Below are 13,730 nucleotides of genomic sequence, written 5' to 3' on the forward strand. Positions count from 1 at the left end.
AACCTTAAACTTTGAATTTTACAATATGAAATGTGGAATTGTAGGCCTGCCGAATGTAGGTAAATCAACTCTTTTTAACTGTTTGAGTAATGCAAAAGCTCAGTCAGCAAACTATCCTTTCTGTACTATTGAACCGAACCTTGGAACGGTTTCTGTACCGGATCAGAGATTGTTTGAATTGGAGAAAATCGTAAAACCGGAAAGAGTTTTACCGGCAGTAGTTGAAATCGTTGATATTGCAGGTCTTGTAAAAGGTGCCAGCAAAGGAGAAGGATTAGGAAATCAGTTCCTTGCCAATATCCGTGAGTGTGAGGCAATTATCCACGTTCTAAGATGTTTTGATAATGGAAATATCGTTCACGTAGAAGGTTCAGTAGATCCGTTAAGAGATAAAGAAATTATTGATATTGAGCTACAGCTGAAAGACCTTGAAACAGTAGGAAAAGCAGTTGAAAAAGCGAAGAAATTCATCAAATCTGGTAAAAAAGAAGATATTCTTACTTACGAAACACTTCAAAACTTACAGAAGTTCCTTGAAGATGGTAAGAATGCAAGAGAGTTTGCAGTAGATGATTTTACAAAATCTATTATAGGTGAAGTTCAGCTTTTGACGAACAAGCCAGTACTTTACGTTTGTAATGTAGATGAAAATTCTATCAAAAACGGAAATGATTGGATCGCTAAAATTGAGGAAATGGCTAAAAATGAAGGCGCTGAAGTAGTAGTGCTAGCTGCTCAGATTGAAGCTGATATCAATGAACTTGAAACTTTTGAAGAAAGAGAAATTTTCCTTGACGAATTAGGGCTTACAGAACCAGGAGTAAACCGTTTGATCAGAAAAGCTTACGACCTTTTAAAACTTCAGACTTACTTTACAGCTGGAGTAAAAGAAGTAAGAGCATGGACGATTGGACAAGGATGGACGGCTCCTCAAGCTGCTGGAGTAATCCACACAGATTTTGAAAAAGGATTCATCCGAGCTGAAGTAATCAAGTATAACGATTATATTACTTACGGTTCAGAAGTGAAAATAAAAGAAGCCGGAAAACTTTCTGTTGAAGGTAAAGAATATGTAGTTCAGGATGGTGACATCATGCACTTCAGATTCAATGTATAATAAAAAATATTAAAGTTAGTTTATAAAAAAGCGCTTCCATGAATTTGGAGGCGTTTTTTGCGATTAAACTTTTATGCTTACATAAAAAACACTCCCGATGTTGGGAGTGTCTAGTTTGTAATGTTAGATTTTTATTTTAATTCCATGGATCTACAGGCTCCAACACAAATCTGCATGCGGTTTCTGCACATTGCGGTCCTGTTGCCGTACATTCTTTTGTTAAAGGATTCATGCATCTCATTAGCCCTCCAGTAATAGATCTTAATGCTCTTTTGTCAAGCTTTTTTCCTTTGTTTAAATTCTGATTTTTCATGATTTCTAGTTTTAAAATGTTAAAATAAATGGAAATGTTTTAGCAGGTGTTAGAATGGAAATGGAGGTTCAAGTACATATCTGCATTGTCTTTCTGCGCATCGTATTCCTGTTTCTCTGCAAAGTCCGGTTTCATGGTCAACACACATCAATAATCCTCCTTTGATGGTTTTTAACTCCTTTTTATTGAGTTTTTTACCATTGTTTAATCTTTGGTTTTTCATAGTGTTGTATTTTTAATGATTTGAATATGAATGGTTATTCTATAATAATAGGTGCCGGTCTGCATTCCTTTTGTCCGCAGACAGGAGAAATAATAGTGCAGCCGTTTGGATAAGGAGACTCACACGGCTCATAAGGAATTGGGCAAGGCACCGGTTCCATACAGTTTAATAATCCTCCGGTAATGAATCTTAATTCTTTTTTATTTAATTTTTTTCCGTTTTTCATAATATAGTTTTATTAAAATTAGTCTTGAGTAATTTGTGGTCTGCACTCTATCTGTGCACAGCCTATGGAAATAATAGAGCATCCTGTGTTAGGCTCACAAGGAGGATCGTTACAGATTACCGGCTTGTAGCAGTCCAGCTTTCCACCCTGTATCGTTTTTAGCTCCTTTTTATTAAGTTTTTTGCCATTTATCATGATATTTAATTTAATGGGTTACTAAATTTCCTCTATCGGAGCTTGTGGTCTGCACACCTTTTGAGCACACGCCATAGAAATGGTGCTGCAGTTTCTGACATCTCCCGGAGGATAAATTTCGCATGGAGGATCCGTACAAAGAATAGGCTCCATACAATTAAGCATTCCTCCCTGGATGGTCTTCAGTTCTTTTTTATTTAACCTTTTACCGCTTGTTAAAAATTTGTGATTCATGTTTTTGATTTTTAATAAGTTAGTTAAATACTAATGTAGTAAAAATAATAATCCGTATATCACTTATTATAGAAAAAAATGAAATAAATATTTTGTTTATGTTAAAAATCAACTTTGTATATTTGAATTTTACAAACAATCTGTGATGGAAAAAATAGCCCATACTTCACTGGAAGACTTTTACAGGGAAATGACTGCAAAACTAGGTAAGCGCCTTGAAGATATTTTTCCGAAAGGACTTCACAAAGATATCGGGCACTTCAATGTTTTTGATATTTCACAGACCATAGAAAAGGTAAAAACTACGGCAGAAATGCCTTATAACAGACGTAAATATTATAAGATCAGCCTGATCAGGGGAAAAAACCGTGCCGAATATGCTGATAAAGTGATTTCTATAAAACAAAACGCTTTATTATTTGCCACCCCGAAAGTGCCTTATCACTGGATTCCGGAAGATGCAGAACAGTCCGGGAGTTTCTGTGTATTTACAGAGGATTTCCTTTTTAAAGACAGATCTTATAACAGTCTGGAAGGATTACCTATTTTCCAGCCGGGAGGTGTTCCTGTATTTGAAATTGATGATCAGCTGGCAGATGAAATAGCAATACTTTTTAATAAAATACAGCGTGAGATAGATTCTGACTATGTCTTTAAGTATGATCTGATCAGAAACTATGTCCTGGAACTGATTCATTATGGGCAAAAATTGCAGCCGGCAACAAAAATATCTACGTCAAATGATGCTTCTATGAGGGTAGTTTCGCTGTTTATCGAATTACTGGAAAGACAATTTCCGATTGAATCTTTAGAGCAAAGGCTTAAACTTAAAACAGCAAAGGATTACGCCGACAGATTAGCGGTACATGTCAATTACCTTAATAAAAGATTAAAAGAAGGTACAGGGAAAACAACTACAGAATTTATTGGTGACCGTATCATTCAGGAAGCTAAAATCCTTTTAAAGCAAACCCAGTGGAATGTTTCTGAAATTTCTTATGTTCTGGGTTTCGAGGAAATAGCTCACTTTTCAAACTTTTTTAAAAGAAAAACATCATTTACACCTTTAGAATTTCGTTCGTGATTTGAATTTTGCAAATTTCAGATTGATTCATTCAAACCGTTATCTTCGGAAATATCTCAACTTTGTCTCATTAAAAGCAACAAAATATGGATACAAGAACAAAAATAGCACTCATTACTGGAGGAAACCGTGGTTTAGGTAAAAATTCTGCCCTTAAGACTGCTGAAAAAGGACTGGATGTCATCATTACATACAGAAGCAATAAGGAAGAAGCGGAAGAAGTGGTGAAACAGATAAAAGATATGGGAAGAAATGCAGCCGCGTTTCAGTTGGATACAAAAGAAAGAAAAAGTTTTGATACCTTCATAAAAAATGTCACGGATCATTTACAAACCGCTACAGGAAGCCCAAATATTGATTACCTGATCAATAATGCAGGAACGGCTTTATATGCCCCAATTACTGATGTTACGGAAGAACAGATGGAGGATATCGTGGATATTCACTTCAAGGGTGTTTTCTTCCTGACGCAGAAGTTGTTGCCGTTCATTAATGACGGTGGTGGGATCGTTAATATATCTTCAGGATTGGCAAGATTTGCAACGCCGGGCTCTTCAGTATATGGATCTGTAAAAGCAGGAGTGGAAATGCTGACAAAATATATGGCGAAAGAGCTTGGTCCAAGAAGAATTAAAGCCAATACCGTGGCTCCGGGAGCTATAGAAACGGATTTCGGAGGAGGAAGAGTAAGAGACAATAAAGAGATCAATGCAGTAGTGGCTGGTGCTATAGCTTTAGGAAGAGTAGGGTTGCCGGATGACATTGGCGGAGTAGTAGCATTTTTGTGTACAGATGATGCGGGATGGATCAACGGGCAAAGAATTGAAGTTTCCGGTGGTATGTTCCTGTAATCACAATTCAGAAATATATTTTCTCAAAAAAAAGAAAAGAACCGACTCGAGAAAGTCGGTTCTTTTATGATTACAAGCCTCCTGGTTCCGGAAGTACAATAGGAACGTCCGGATCTATCGGTTCTAATGGCTCCGGGTTCTGACATTTTTTTTCCCGGCAGCCTGGTCCCATAAATTTACAGTAACCGTTAGGCGCGCATGGATAATCTCCCAACCCTCCATGGATGGTTTTTAATTCAGACTTTGCTAATTTTTTTCCTTTGTTGAGTTTGATATCTTTCATGGTTTAAGAATTTTAATTGTATACTACGGTCTGCAGATTTTCTGTCCACAAGAAGGAGAAATCATTGCACAGCCATTTTCATCAACGTTTGGTGGACATGGCTCAAGAGGTGGAAGGCAGATTTTTTGTGCAGGCATACAATCCAGCATACCTCCGGCAATTGATCTTAACTCTCTTTTATTAAGTTTTTTTCCTTTAGTTAAAGTTTGATTTTTCATAATAACAGTATTTGATTTTGTTGGTATTATTATAGGATTAATCCCATGGTTGCTCTGGTTGTCCCGGCTTACACTGGTCTTCAGCGCACTTTGGATGATACTGTCTGCATCTTAACGAAGCATCAAGGCACATCAAAAGCCCTCCGGTTATAGTTCTCAGCTCTTTTTTGTTTAATTTCTTTGTCTGTGGGAGTGTTTTACTTTTCATGATTCTGATTTTTAAATAGTTAGTTATAACGAATATATGAAAAGTTTCAACAATATATCACATATTGAAGAAAAAATATAAGTAAAAAGTTTTATTGCTTATCCTTGGAAATGAATAAGTTTGATGATACTGAGGTGAAAAATAATGTGGTAGGCTTTAAGTTTTTATTTCACTTTTGAAAGGTTTTCAAGAGCTCTCTCCAGCGTTTCCTGTTTCTTTGCAAAGCATAAACGGATTACATTTTCATTCAGCTTGTTTTTATAAAATGATGAAAAAGGAATACTTGCTACCTTATGGTTGATTGTTAATTCCGTTGCAAAATCAAAATCATTTTTATCAGAGATCTTGCTGTATTTTAAAGCCTGAAAATAGGTTCCTTCACAATCCAGTAATTCAAATGAAGTTCCGGCAAGCCCCTTTCTTAAAAAATCTCTCTTTTCCTGGAAAAACTCATTCAGATAAGTATAATGCTCATCATTCTTCATATATTCTGCTAAGGCAAGCTGAATAGGGGTATTGACGCAGAAAACATTGAATTGATGTATTTTTCTGAACTCATCCGTTAATGCTTTCGGGGCGGCACAATATCCTACTTTCCATCCGGTAACATGAAAAAGCTTTCCAAATGAAGCTACCAGAAGACTTCTTTCTTTAAGTTCAGGGTATTTGCAGATGCTTAAATGCTGCTTTCCGTCAAAAACAATATTTTCATACACTTCATCACTTAGAATGAGAATAGAAGTTCCTTTTACGATTTCGATCAGCTCTTTAATATCCTCTTCCTTCAATATCTTTCCCGATGGATTGTTCGGATTATTGAGGATGATCATTTTGGTTTTATCACTAATCAGACTTTTTACTGCGGTCCAGTCAATCTGATAATCCGGAGCTTTCATCTCAAACCTTTTTACAATACCTCCAAAAAGCTCTACTGTAGGCTCATAACAATCGTATGCCGGTTCAAAAATAATAACTTCATCCTCTTTCTTGATGAATGCAGCAATAGCCGTAAAAATAGCCTGTGTACCTCCGGCAGTAACCGTTATTTCTGAATCGGGATGATAAGACGAACGATGGCTGTTTTCAATTTTCCTTGCAATCTCTTCTTTTAAACCAATCATTCCTCCAAGCGGAGCATATTGATTAAATCCCTTTTTAATAAACTCACCTACTTGATCTAGCAGTTCAGAATCCGGCATAAAATCAGGAAATCCCTGTGATAAATTAATGGCTTCATTTTCATTGGCTAATTGCGTCATCTGACTGAAAATAGTAGTTCCCACATTGGAAAGTTTCGATAAAGGAAGTTGTATCATAAAAGAAGATTTTATTGATATCGAATTTAATGAAATTTTTAAATCTGAGAGCAGGAATTAAAACATTAAACATTGAAACATTTTGTTATTAAACATCTATTATCCTTATGTCTGATCATATCATTATAAACATCAATTATATCAATATCAATAGCGGTGTGCTTTTGCCCGCCCAAAAAAAAATATTTCATTGGCTTTAGCCAAAACATAAAAAAACGTTCATGTGTGCTAAAAATCAATTTTTTATATAATTCTGATGATCCTCTTTATCATCATTTTCAATAATTTTAAACATTTGTTTAAAAAAATATTCCTTTTCCTTTTTAATCCGGTGAATGAAACTTACATTTGTTATGCAATGACTAATAGTAAAACCAATGACAATGAAAATTAAAAAGACTGAACTTCCTGCAAAATCTGTTTTATCTCAAACAAAAGAAGGTTTTGATTATATTGATAGTTTTGAAGGAGTGCTCACAGACCGTAAGACACAAATCGACATTACACAAATAGGAAAAGCTTTCTTTAGCAGCGGACCTGTATGGGGTAAGAAAATGTTTGCTTTCAGAAATAAAGTCGTTGGATTATTCGGATTGAAAACAGGAGTGGAAAATGAAGGTGTGAAGACAGCGGATCATTTTACTTGTGAAGTAGGAGAGAAGGTTGGAATTTTTACAATATTTGATAAAACAAGCAACGAAATTATACTTGGAGAAGATGATAAGCATTTGGATTTCAGAGTTTCTCTTTTATTTGATGAGAACCAGAATCTGAAAGATGAAAAACTTCTAACGATCTCCACGACTGTGAAATTTCATAATTGGTTAGGGATACTTTATTTTATGCCTGTTCGTCCTTTTCATAAACTTATTGTTCCTGCTATGCTGAAAAATATAATTAACAGGCTGGATGCTCATCAATAGTGGATTATCAGGACTTATAATAACAATCTAGCAGGATCTGTCCTTTTATTTCTTCTGGTTAAAATAGATTAATTAGCCTATAGAAGATTAGTTCTTGCCCTTTATGAAATTAAGTCTACTTTTTTGATGTACAGTTCATGATTTAGCGATGAATGTTGATAAAAAAATGACCGTTAAAATTCGGATAATTTTGTACAATTTCGTACTTTTGTATGTTTGCTGAAATCATATATGTCACAAGAAATAAATCCAACCTACTCAGAAGATAATATCAGAACCCTCGATTGGCAGGAACATATCCGTTTGCGCCCCGGTATGTACATCGGGAAGCTTGGTGATGGTTCTTCCGCTGATGACGGAATTTACATTTTGCTTAAAGAAATTCTGGACAACTCCATTGATGAGTTCAGGATGAGAGCCGGAAAAAGAATCGAAATAAAGCTGGATGACGGGAAAGTAACCATCCGTGACTTTGGTCGTGGAATTCCGCTGGGAAAAGTAGTAGATGCTGTTTCCAAAATGAATACCGGAGGTAAATACGATAGCAAGGCATTTAAAAAATCTGTCGGGCTGAACGGTGTAGGTACCAAAGCGGTAAATGCCCTTTCAGACTATTTCCGTGTACGTTCGTTCCGTGACGGAAAGATGAAGGCTGCGGAGTTTTCCCGTGGTATGATCAAAGAGAGCTTTGATGAAAAAGAAACCTCAGACAGAAACGGAACAGAAATCTCTTTCATTCCTGATGGAGATATTTTCCTTCATTTCAAGTACAGAAAAGAGTATATCGAAAGAATGCTCCGTAATTACGCTTATCTGAATCCGGGATTAAAAATACTTTTCAACGGAGAAACTTATTTCTCGGAAAACGGTCTTAAAGACTTGTTGGAAGAAGAATTGGAAAGTGATATTCTTTACCCGATTGTTCACTTAAAGGATGAAGATATTGAAGTGGCGATTACCCATTCAGACAAATCTCAGACAGAAACCTATTTCTCATTCGTTAACGGACAGAATACCACGCAGGGAGGGACGCACCTTAATGCTTTTCGTGAAGCGTATGTAAAAACGATCCGTGAATTCTTTAATAAAAGTTTCGATGCTTCTGATATCAGGAAATCAATCATAGCAGCCATTTCCATCAATGTTGAAGAACCCGTATTTGAGTCTCAGACCAAAACTAAGCTGGGTTCTAACGATATGGGACCTAATGGACCTACCGTAAGGACTTTTATCATTGATTTCTTAAAAAGTAAACTTGATAATTTCCTTCACAAAAACCCTGAAATTGCAGAAGCAATTCAACGAAAGATTTTAATCTCCGAAAGAGAAAGAAAAGAGCTTTCAGGTATTCAGAAGCTGGCTAGAGAAAGAGCGAAAAAAGTTTCTCTTCACAATAAAAAACTTCGTGACTGCAGACAGCACTATAATGATCAGAAGGCAGAAAGAAAAGGAGATACCCAAATCTTCATTACTGAGGGAGATTCTGCATCCGGATCAATTACAAAATCAAGAGATGTAGAAACACAGGCAGTATTCTCGTTGAAAGGTAAGCCATTGAACTGCTATGGGCTTACGAAAAAAGTAGTTTACGAAAACGAAGAGTTTAACCTTCTTCAGGCTGCTCTGAACATTGAAGAAAGCTTGGAAGATCTTCGATACAATCAGGTCATTATCGCAACTGATGCCGATGTGGATGGAATGCACATTCGTCTCTTGATGATCACTTTCTTCCTGCAATTCTTCCCGGATCTTATTAAAAACGGACATCTTTATATTCTTCAGACTCCTTTATTCAGGGTTAGAAATAAAAAAGAAACCAGATACTGCTATTCAGAAGCAGAAAGAGTAAAAGCATTAAATGATTTAGGAAAAAATCCTGAAATTACCCGATTCAAGGGACTTGGAGAAATTTCACCTGATGAATTCAAACATTTCATAGGCAAAGATATAAGACTAGAGCCTGTAGTTGTAGGAAAAGACCTTACTATAGAGCAATTGCTGGAATTCTACATGGGGAAAAACACTCCGGACAGACAAACATTTATTCTTGAAAATCTGGTGGTGGAAGATGATACCGATATTGATAAAAAGAAAACTCTTGATGAAATAGAAAATTAAAAATTATCAGCCAGACCCAATAAATCTTTGTAAAAAGGATAAAGACTTGATGAAAAAACACATTTTGGATAAAGAGTTATTAATTAGAAACTTGCAACCCAAAAAAATCAAATGAGACTAAGTAACCGTAATAAAACATCAGTTTATAATTTTGTAAGCACACTGTTAATTATGATGACAGTGTTTGGAATCTTAGGATTTCTGGCAAACAAGTATAAATTTCATGCTTTAAAAAATGAAAGTTATTTACTGATCGTTCTTCCCATATCAATGCTCACTATTTTTCTTCTTAACGGAAGACAGATTTTTGAGTATGATAGTGATGGAGAAGCACTGAATTTTAAGAACAGGAATATTATTCCCTTTTTAAACAAGGCATTACATGATGAGTTTCCAAAGTATAAACTGAGAAAATATGATATAGTGACTATTTTCTTTGTAAAGAGACTATACATTACTGTTTCAAGTAAGAATAATGGAGCTACTATGCTTAAATATCAGATTTCTTATTTGACGAGAAAAGAAGTAAATGATTTAAAAATATCTCTGAATAAAGTAGTGAAAGCTAATAAAGAGAATAAAGATTTAATAACAAATGACGACAGAAGAATATTCGCATGAGGGCGAAAGCTTAAAGAAAGTTTCCGGTCTGTATAAAGACTGGTTTCTGGATTATGCTTCCTATGTAATTCTGGATAGGGCAATCCCTTCCGTATATGACGGATTGAAGCCTGTACAAAGGAGAATCATGCACTCTATGCGTGAGCTGGAGGATGGACGTTATAATAAGGTGGCTAATATCGTGGGGAATACCATGAAGTACCACCCACACGGTGACGCCTCCATTACAGATGCCATGGTACAGATCGGACAAAAGGAATTACTTATTGATACCCAGGGAAACTGGGGAAATATCTATACAGGAGACTCTGCCGCTGCCGCAAGATATATTGAAGCAAGACTGACTCCTTTTGCCCTAGAAGTAGTATTTAATCCTAAAACTACGGAATGGACAAAATCCTATGATGGAAGAAATAATGAACCTATCGATCTTCCGGTTAAATTTCCATTGCTTCTTGCACAGGGAGTGGAAGGAATTGGGGTAGGACTTTCCACAAAGATACTTCCACACAACTTTAACGAGCTGATCAATGCTTCCGTTGCCTATTTGAAAGGAAAGAAGTTTGAACTATATCCTGACTTTTTAACGGCTGGTTATCTGGACGTTTCCGAGTATAATGACGGGCACAGAGGCGGAAAAGTAAGAGCCAGAGCTAAAATTACCCAAACAGACAAACATTTGTTGGTAATCTCCGAGCTTCCATATTCAAAAACAACGAGTGATCTTATTGATTCCATTCTGAAAGCCAATGAAAAAGGAAAGATTAAGATCAAGAAAATTGAGGATAATACTTCAGATAAAGTAGAAATCCTGATTCATATTCATAACGATGTTTCACCTGATAAAACAATTGATGCTTTATACGCATTCACAGACTGCCAGGTAACTATTTCACCGAATGCCTGTGTAATTGTAGGAGACAAGCCTATGTTTATGAATGTTTCTGATATTCTGAAAATGAATACAGATCATACCGTTTCGTTACTTAAAAAAGAACTCGAAATAGAACTTCATGAGCTTCAGGAAAGCTGGCATTTCTCCTCATTGGAAAGAATTTTCATTGAAAACAGAATTTACCATGATATTGAAGAGGTAAAAACCTGGGAAGATGTTTTAAAAACCATTGATGCAGGATTAAAACCTCACACCGGACATCTATTAAGAGCCGTTACGGAAGAAGATATTTTAAAATTAACAGAAATCAGAATCAAGAGAATTTCAAGATTCGATTTAGATAAATTTAAAGAAAATATTGCCGCTCTTGAAGGTAAAATAGAGCAGGTAAAACACCATCTTGCCAATCTGATTGCGTACGCGATTGATTATTACTTAAATATTCAGAAGAAGTACGGAAAAGATAAGCAAAGAAAAACTGAGCTTAGAATATTTGATACCATTGATGCGACTAAAGTAGCGGTAGCCAATGAAAAGTTCTATGCGAATTTCGAAGAAGGCTTTATCGGAACTTCCCTGAAAAAAGACCAGTATTTATTTGATTGTTCCGATATTGATGATATCATTACTTTCAGAAAAGATGGTAGTATGAAGGTGGTAAAAGTGGAAGCTAAAACCTTCATCGGAAAAGACATCCTTCACGTTGCTATATGGAAGAAAAATGATAAGAGAACGGTCTATAATATGATCTACCGTGAAGGTAGGGAAGGACCATACTATATGAAACGTTTTTCTGTAACCGGAGTAACAAGAAATACAGATTATCCGCTGGCTTCAGATAAAAAAGGATCTGAGACTTTATACTTTTCAGCAAATCCTAACGGAGAAGCAGAAACAGTGACCGTTCTTTTAAAGCCTAATCCAAGAATCAGGAAGAATAAAATGGAGATCAACTTCTCTGAACTTGCCATCAAAGGACGTGATTCCAAAGGAAATCTGGTGACTAAGTATGCAGTGAAGAAAGTAGATATGAAGGAAGAAGGTGTTTCTACGCTGGCACCAAGAAGAATCTGGTTTGATGATACCGTAAGAAGGCTGAATGCTGATGCAAGAGGGACCTTATTGGGAAGCTTCAAAGGAGATGACAGAATCTTAACTATCAATACAAACGGAGAAGTTAAGCTGGTTTCATTTGATCTAGGAAACCGTTTTGATGATGAATACCTGATATTGGAAAAATGGAAACCGGAACAGCCTATTACCTGTATCTATTATGACGGAGAAAAAGATATTTATTTTATCAAGAGATTCTTACTGGAAAATACGGTAAACGTGCAGACCTTTATGCCATCTGAACATCCGAAGTCATTCATTGAAAATGTAATTGTGGCTAATGATGCAACGGCAGAAATTATTTTTGCAAAAGATAAAGGCAAAGACCGTGATCCGGAAACTGTAAATATTGACGAATTTATTGCTGTAAAAGGTATAAAAGCCATTGGGAATCAGTTTACAAAATTCAAGGTAAAAGCTATAAATATTACCATTCCTGAACCTGTAGAAGAAGAGCCGGAAGTGTATGAAGATCCGGAACCAACAGGAGATACAGATGAAGACGGAGGAGTGATCGGCGACTTATTTCAAGGAGATGTAGACAACGAGACAGAATAAAATAGATTACATGAAAAAAAGTTTATTTCCCACACTATTACTGATAGGTTTATTAAGCTTTTCATGTAAAGAAAAGAAAACTGTAGAAACTAAAGTTGTAAAAACAGAGGCTAAAGTAAAGGCAGTTCAGGAAAGTATTCCGGAAAAAGAAGATGAAGACGAAGAAGTAAAAAAGAGTGATCTGGAATATGAAGTTTTGGATACTAATAGTTTCCAAAAATGGAAAGGAGAGTATTTCCTTGAATATAAGGACTATGCCGGAGAAGGAAACGCCGTTATTAAAGTAAAGCTACAGCTCAATGAACCTGAGTTCAATAATCTGTGGATCTGGTGGGAAGCCCCGAATGAAAAAAATAGCGATACCATCAGTATTTTCGGAAGTTTTGGGAAAGCAGATGATGCTAACACCAAAATAAAGTTTTTACCTGAAGTAGAAGCCGGTGATGGAAGAGGAATGGAAAAAGACTATTTCCTCTATGAAAAAGACAACAAATTTTACATCAAATCAGGGATGATTCCTTCCGAATATGGTGAACATAAAAAAATTCTTATCAAAAAAGTAAAATAAAAAACATCAGATGAGTATCGTAGTTTTAATTATCATTGCCATCACATGTATCTTCAGTTACATGGGGTTCAACAATACAGCTTTATTTGAAAAGTATAAATTCAATGTCGGAGCAATTGTTAACCGTAAAGAATATATAAGACTGATCAGTTCTGCATTTTTACATGCAGATTTTATGCACCTGTTCTTTAATATGCTTTCTTTGTATTTCTTTCAGGGAGTCGTTACCCACTTCTTTGGAGAAATAGGATTTCTGGTTGTGTACTTCGGATCAATGATCTTAGGAAACGTATTCAGCTTACAGATTTACCAAAAACAACCTTGGTATTCTGCTATCGGAGCTTCAGGAGCCGTTTCAGGAATTATTTTTGCTTCCATAGCCATGGCACCGAACGAAATCAGTGTCAACTTCCTGCCGGGATGGTTATTTGGAACATTATATTTCGGATATTCGGTATACATGATGCTGAATCCGAAACAATGGGATAATCTGGGGCATGCCGCACATCTTGGAGGTGCCTTTTTCGGACTTGTTTACTCTATTGTAATGCATCCGCAGCTGGCAATGAGTAATATAGTATATCTGGGAATAATGTCACTTCCTTTGATCTATCTGGGGTATCAGATCTTTGTCAGGAAACGAATAGGCTAAAGACTATTTTTTAA

At 35.9% G+C, this 13,730-nt stretch carries 18 protein-coding genes; 9 read left to right on the forward strand and 9 right to left on the reverse strand.

The features are described 5' to 3' along the window. Positions 1 to 25 precede the first annotated feature (25 nt). A complete protein-coding gene (ychF, locus tag AC5YGG_RS07740; RefSeq protein WP_496143957.1) occupies positions 26 to 1,117 on the forward strand; it encodes a redox-regulated ATPase YchF in 1,092 nt (363 codons plus the stop codon). Positions 1,118 to 1,253: 136 nt separating this feature from the next. On the opposite strand, the gene AC5YGG_RS07745 is transcribed toward ychF, so the two are convergent. From AC5YGG_RS07745 to AC5YGG_RS07765, 5 genes are read right to left on the reverse strand one after another with little or no spacing between them, the layout of a single operon-like run. Then, positions 1,254 to 1,430: a ComC/BlpC family leader-containing pheromone/bacteriocin gene (locus AC5YGG_RS07745; RefSeq protein WP_496143958.1), complete on the reverse strand. Its 177-nt coding sequence runs from the start codon at positions 1,428 to 1,430 to the stop codon at positions 1,254 to 1,256. A 49-nt stretch (positions 1,431 to 1,479) separates the two neighbouring features. Further along, positions 1,480 to 1,653 (reverse strand): bacteriocin, encoded by a 174-nt coding sequence (locus tag AC5YGG_RS07750; RefSeq protein ID WP_496143959.1) that lies wholly within the window; start codon positions 1,651 to 1,653, stop codon positions 1,480 to 1,482. Between the two features lie 34 nt (positions 1,654 to 1,687). Continuing rightward, the gene (locus tag AC5YGG_RS07755; protein WP_065393224.1) at positions 1,688 to 1,879 is read right to left on the reverse strand and encodes a hypothetical protein; all 192 of its coding nucleotides are present in this window, start codon (positions 1,877 to 1,879) and stop codon (positions 1,688 to 1,690) included. Positions 1,880 to 1,897: 18 nt separating this feature from the next. Next, a complete protein-coding gene (locus AC5YGG_RS07760) occupies positions 1,898 to 2,074 on the reverse strand; it encodes a bacteriocin (RefSeq protein ID WP_496143960.1) in 177 nt (58 codons plus the stop codon). Positions 2,075 to 2,095: 21 nt separating this feature from the next. Beyond that, positions 2,096 to 2,308, reverse strand: coding sequence for a bacteriocin (locus tag AC5YGG_RS07765; RefSeq protein WP_496143961.1), 213 nt, complete (start codon positions 2,306 to 2,308; stop codon positions 2,096 to 2,098). 145 nt (positions 2,309 to 2,453) lie between these two features. Here AC5YGG_RS07765 and AC5YGG_RS07770 point away from each other — a divergent pair, with 145 nt between their 5' ends. Both AC5YGG_RS07770 and AC5YGG_RS07775 read left to right on the forward strand, forming a co-directional pair. Continuing rightward, positions 2,454 to 3,392 carry a helix-turn-helix domain-containing protein gene (locus AC5YGG_RS07770; RefSeq protein WP_496143962.1) on the forward strand — a complete coding sequence of 313 codons (939 nt, stop codon included), beginning with the start codon at positions 2,454 to 2,456 and terminating at the stop codon, positions 3,390 to 3,392. Between the two features lie 86 nt (positions 3,393 to 3,478). Beyond that, a complete protein-coding gene (locus AC5YGG_RS07775) occupies positions 3,479 to 4,243 on the forward strand; it encodes an SDR family NAD(P)-dependent oxidoreductase (RefSeq protein ID WP_496143963.1) in 765 nt (254 codons plus the stop codon). 70 nt (positions 4,244 to 4,313) lie between these two features. Here AC5YGG_RS07775 and AC5YGG_RS07780 read toward each other — a convergent pair whose 3' ends face one another. From AC5YGG_RS07780 to AC5YGG_RS07795, 4 genes are all read right to left on the reverse strand, one after another. Then, on the reverse strand, positions 4,314 to 4,526 hold the full coding sequence (locus tag AC5YGG_RS07780) for a hypothetical protein (RefSeq protein ID WP_496143964.1): 213 nt from the start codon (positions 4,524 to 4,526) through the stop codon (positions 4,314 to 4,316). A 23-nt stretch (positions 4,527 to 4,549) separates the two neighbouring features. Next, the gene (locus tag AC5YGG_RS07785; RefSeq protein ID WP_496143965.1) at positions 4,550 to 4,744 is read right to left on the reverse strand and encodes a hypothetical protein; all 195 of its coding nucleotides are present in this window, start codon (positions 4,742 to 4,744) and stop codon (positions 4,550 to 4,552) included. 37 nt (positions 4,745 to 4,781) lie between these two features. Further along, positions 4,782 to 4,952, reverse strand: coding sequence for a bacteriocin (locus AC5YGG_RS07790; protein WP_496143966.1), 171 nt, complete (start codon positions 4,950 to 4,952; stop codon positions 4,782 to 4,784). Positions 4,953 to 5,116: 164 nt separating this feature from the next. After that, a complete protein-coding gene (locus AC5YGG_RS07795) occupies positions 5,117 to 6,268 on the reverse strand; it encodes a methionine aminotransferase (protein ID WP_496143967.1) in 1,152 nt (383 codons plus the stop codon). A 383-nt stretch (positions 6,269 to 6,651) separates the two neighbouring features. On the opposite strand from AC5YGG_RS07795, the gene AC5YGG_RS07800 reads away from it, so the two are divergent. The 6 genes from AC5YGG_RS07800 to AC5YGG_RS07825 all read left to right on the forward strand — a co-directional run bounded on the left by AC5YGG_RS07800 (position 6,652) and on the right by AC5YGG_RS07825 (position 13,716). Next, a complete protein-coding gene (locus tag AC5YGG_RS07800) occupies positions 6,652 to 7,191 on the forward strand; it encodes a DUF2867 domain-containing protein (protein WP_496143968.1) in 540 nt (179 codons plus the stop codon). 231 nt (positions 7,192 to 7,422) lie between these two features. Further along, positions 7,423 to 9,309 (forward strand): DNA topoisomerase IV subunit B, encoded by a 1,887-nt coding sequence (locus AC5YGG_RS07805; protein ID WP_496143969.1) that lies wholly within the window; start codon positions 7,423 to 7,425, stop codon positions 9,307 to 9,309. A 111-nt stretch (positions 9,310 to 9,420) separates the two neighbouring features. Continuing rightward, a complete protein-coding gene (locus AC5YGG_RS07810) occupies positions 9,421 to 9,930 on the forward strand; it encodes a hypothetical protein (protein WP_496143970.1) in 510 nt (169 codons plus the stop codon). Beyond that, positions 9,905 to 12,496 carry a DNA gyrase/topoisomerase IV subunit A gene (locus AC5YGG_RS07815; protein WP_496143971.1) on the forward strand — a complete coding sequence of 864 codons (2,592 nt, stop codon included), beginning with the start codon at positions 9,905 to 9,907 and terminating at the stop codon, positions 12,494 to 12,496. The genes AC5YGG_RS07810 and AC5YGG_RS07815 overlap by 26 nt, the downstream gene beginning before the upstream one ends. A gap of 10 nt (positions 12,497 to 12,506) precedes the next feature. Continuing rightward, positions 12,507 to 13,064, forward strand: coding sequence for a hypothetical protein (locus AC5YGG_RS07820; RefSeq protein ID WP_496143972.1), 558 nt, complete (start codon positions 12,507 to 12,509; stop codon positions 13,062 to 13,064). 10 nt (positions 13,065 to 13,074) lie between these two features. Then, positions 13,075 to 13,716, forward strand: a complete 642-nt coding sequence (locus tag AC5YGG_RS07825; protein WP_496143973.1) for a rhomboid family intramembrane serine protease — start codon at positions 13,075 to 13,077, stop codon at positions 13,714 to 13,716. The last annotated feature ends 14 nt before the right edge of the window (positions 13,717 to 13,730 follow it).

The organism is Chryseobacterium sp. CS2K3 (assembly GCF_059515185.1).

Coding starts and splice junctions, on each gene's coding strand:
- ychF (WP_496143957.1), top strand. CDS start 26: ATGAAATGTGGAATTGTAGGCCTGCCGAATGTAGGTAAATCAACTCTT.
- AC5YGG_RS07745 (WP_496143958.1), bottom strand. CDS start 1,430: ATGAAAAATCAGAATTTAAACAAAGGAAAAAAGCTTGACAAAAGAGCA.
- AC5YGG_RS07750 (WP_496143959.1), bottom strand. CDS start 1,653: ATGAAAAACCAAAGATTAAACAATGGTAAAAAACTCAATAAAAAGGAG.
- AC5YGG_RS07755 (WP_065393224.1), bottom strand. CDS start 1,879: ATGAAAAACGGAAAAAAATTAAATAAAAAAGAATTAAGATTCATTACC.
- AC5YGG_RS07760 (WP_496143960.1), bottom strand. CDS start 2,074: ATGATAAATGGCAAAAAACTTAATAAAAAGGAGCTAAAAACGATACAG.
- AC5YGG_RS07765 (WP_496143961.1), bottom strand. CDS start 2,308: ATGAATCACAAATTTTTAACAAGCGGTAAAAGGTTAAATAAAAAAGAA.
- AC5YGG_RS07770 (WP_496143962.1), top strand. CDS start 2,454: ATGGAAAAAATAGCCCATACTTCACTGGAAGACTTTTACAGGGAAATG.
- AC5YGG_RS07775 (WP_496143963.1), top strand. CDS start 3,479: ATGGATACAAGAACAAAAATAGCACTCATTACTGGAGGAAACCGTGGT.
- AC5YGG_RS07780 (WP_496143964.1), bottom strand. CDS start 4,526: ATGAAAGATATCAAACTCAACAAAGGAAAAAAATTAGCAAAGTCTGAA.
- AC5YGG_RS07785 (WP_496143965.1), bottom strand. CDS start 4,744: ATGAAAAATCAAACTTTAACTAAAGGAAAAAAACTTAATAAAAGAGAG.
- AC5YGG_RS07790 (WP_496143966.1), bottom strand. CDS start 4,952: ATGAAAAGTAAAACACTCCCACAGACAAAGAAATTAAACAAAAAAGAG.
- AC5YGG_RS07795 (WP_496143967.1), bottom strand. CDS start 6,268: ATGATACAACTTCCTTTATCGAAACTTTCCAATGTGGGAACTACTATT.
- AC5YGG_RS07800 (WP_496143968.1), top strand. CDS start 6,652: ATGAAAATTAAAAAGACTGAACTTCCTGCAAAATCTGTTTTATCTCAA.
- AC5YGG_RS07805 (WP_496143969.1), top strand. CDS start 7,423: ATGTCACAAGAAATAAATCCAACCTACTCAGAAGATAATATCAGAACC.
- AC5YGG_RS07810 (WP_496143970.1), top strand. CDS start 9,421: ATGAGACTAAGTAACCGTAATAAAACATCAGTTTATAATTTTGTAAGC.
- AC5YGG_RS07815 (WP_496143971.1), top strand. CDS start 9,905: ATGACGACAGAAGAATATTCGCATGAGGGCGAAAGCTTAAAGAAAGTT.
- AC5YGG_RS07820 (WP_496143972.1), top strand. CDS start 12,507: ATGAAAAAAAGTTTATTTCCCACACTATTACTGATAGGTTTATTAAGC.
- AC5YGG_RS07825 (WP_496143973.1), top strand. CDS start 13,075: ATGAGTATCGTAGTTTTAATTATCATTGCCATCACATGTATCTTCAGT.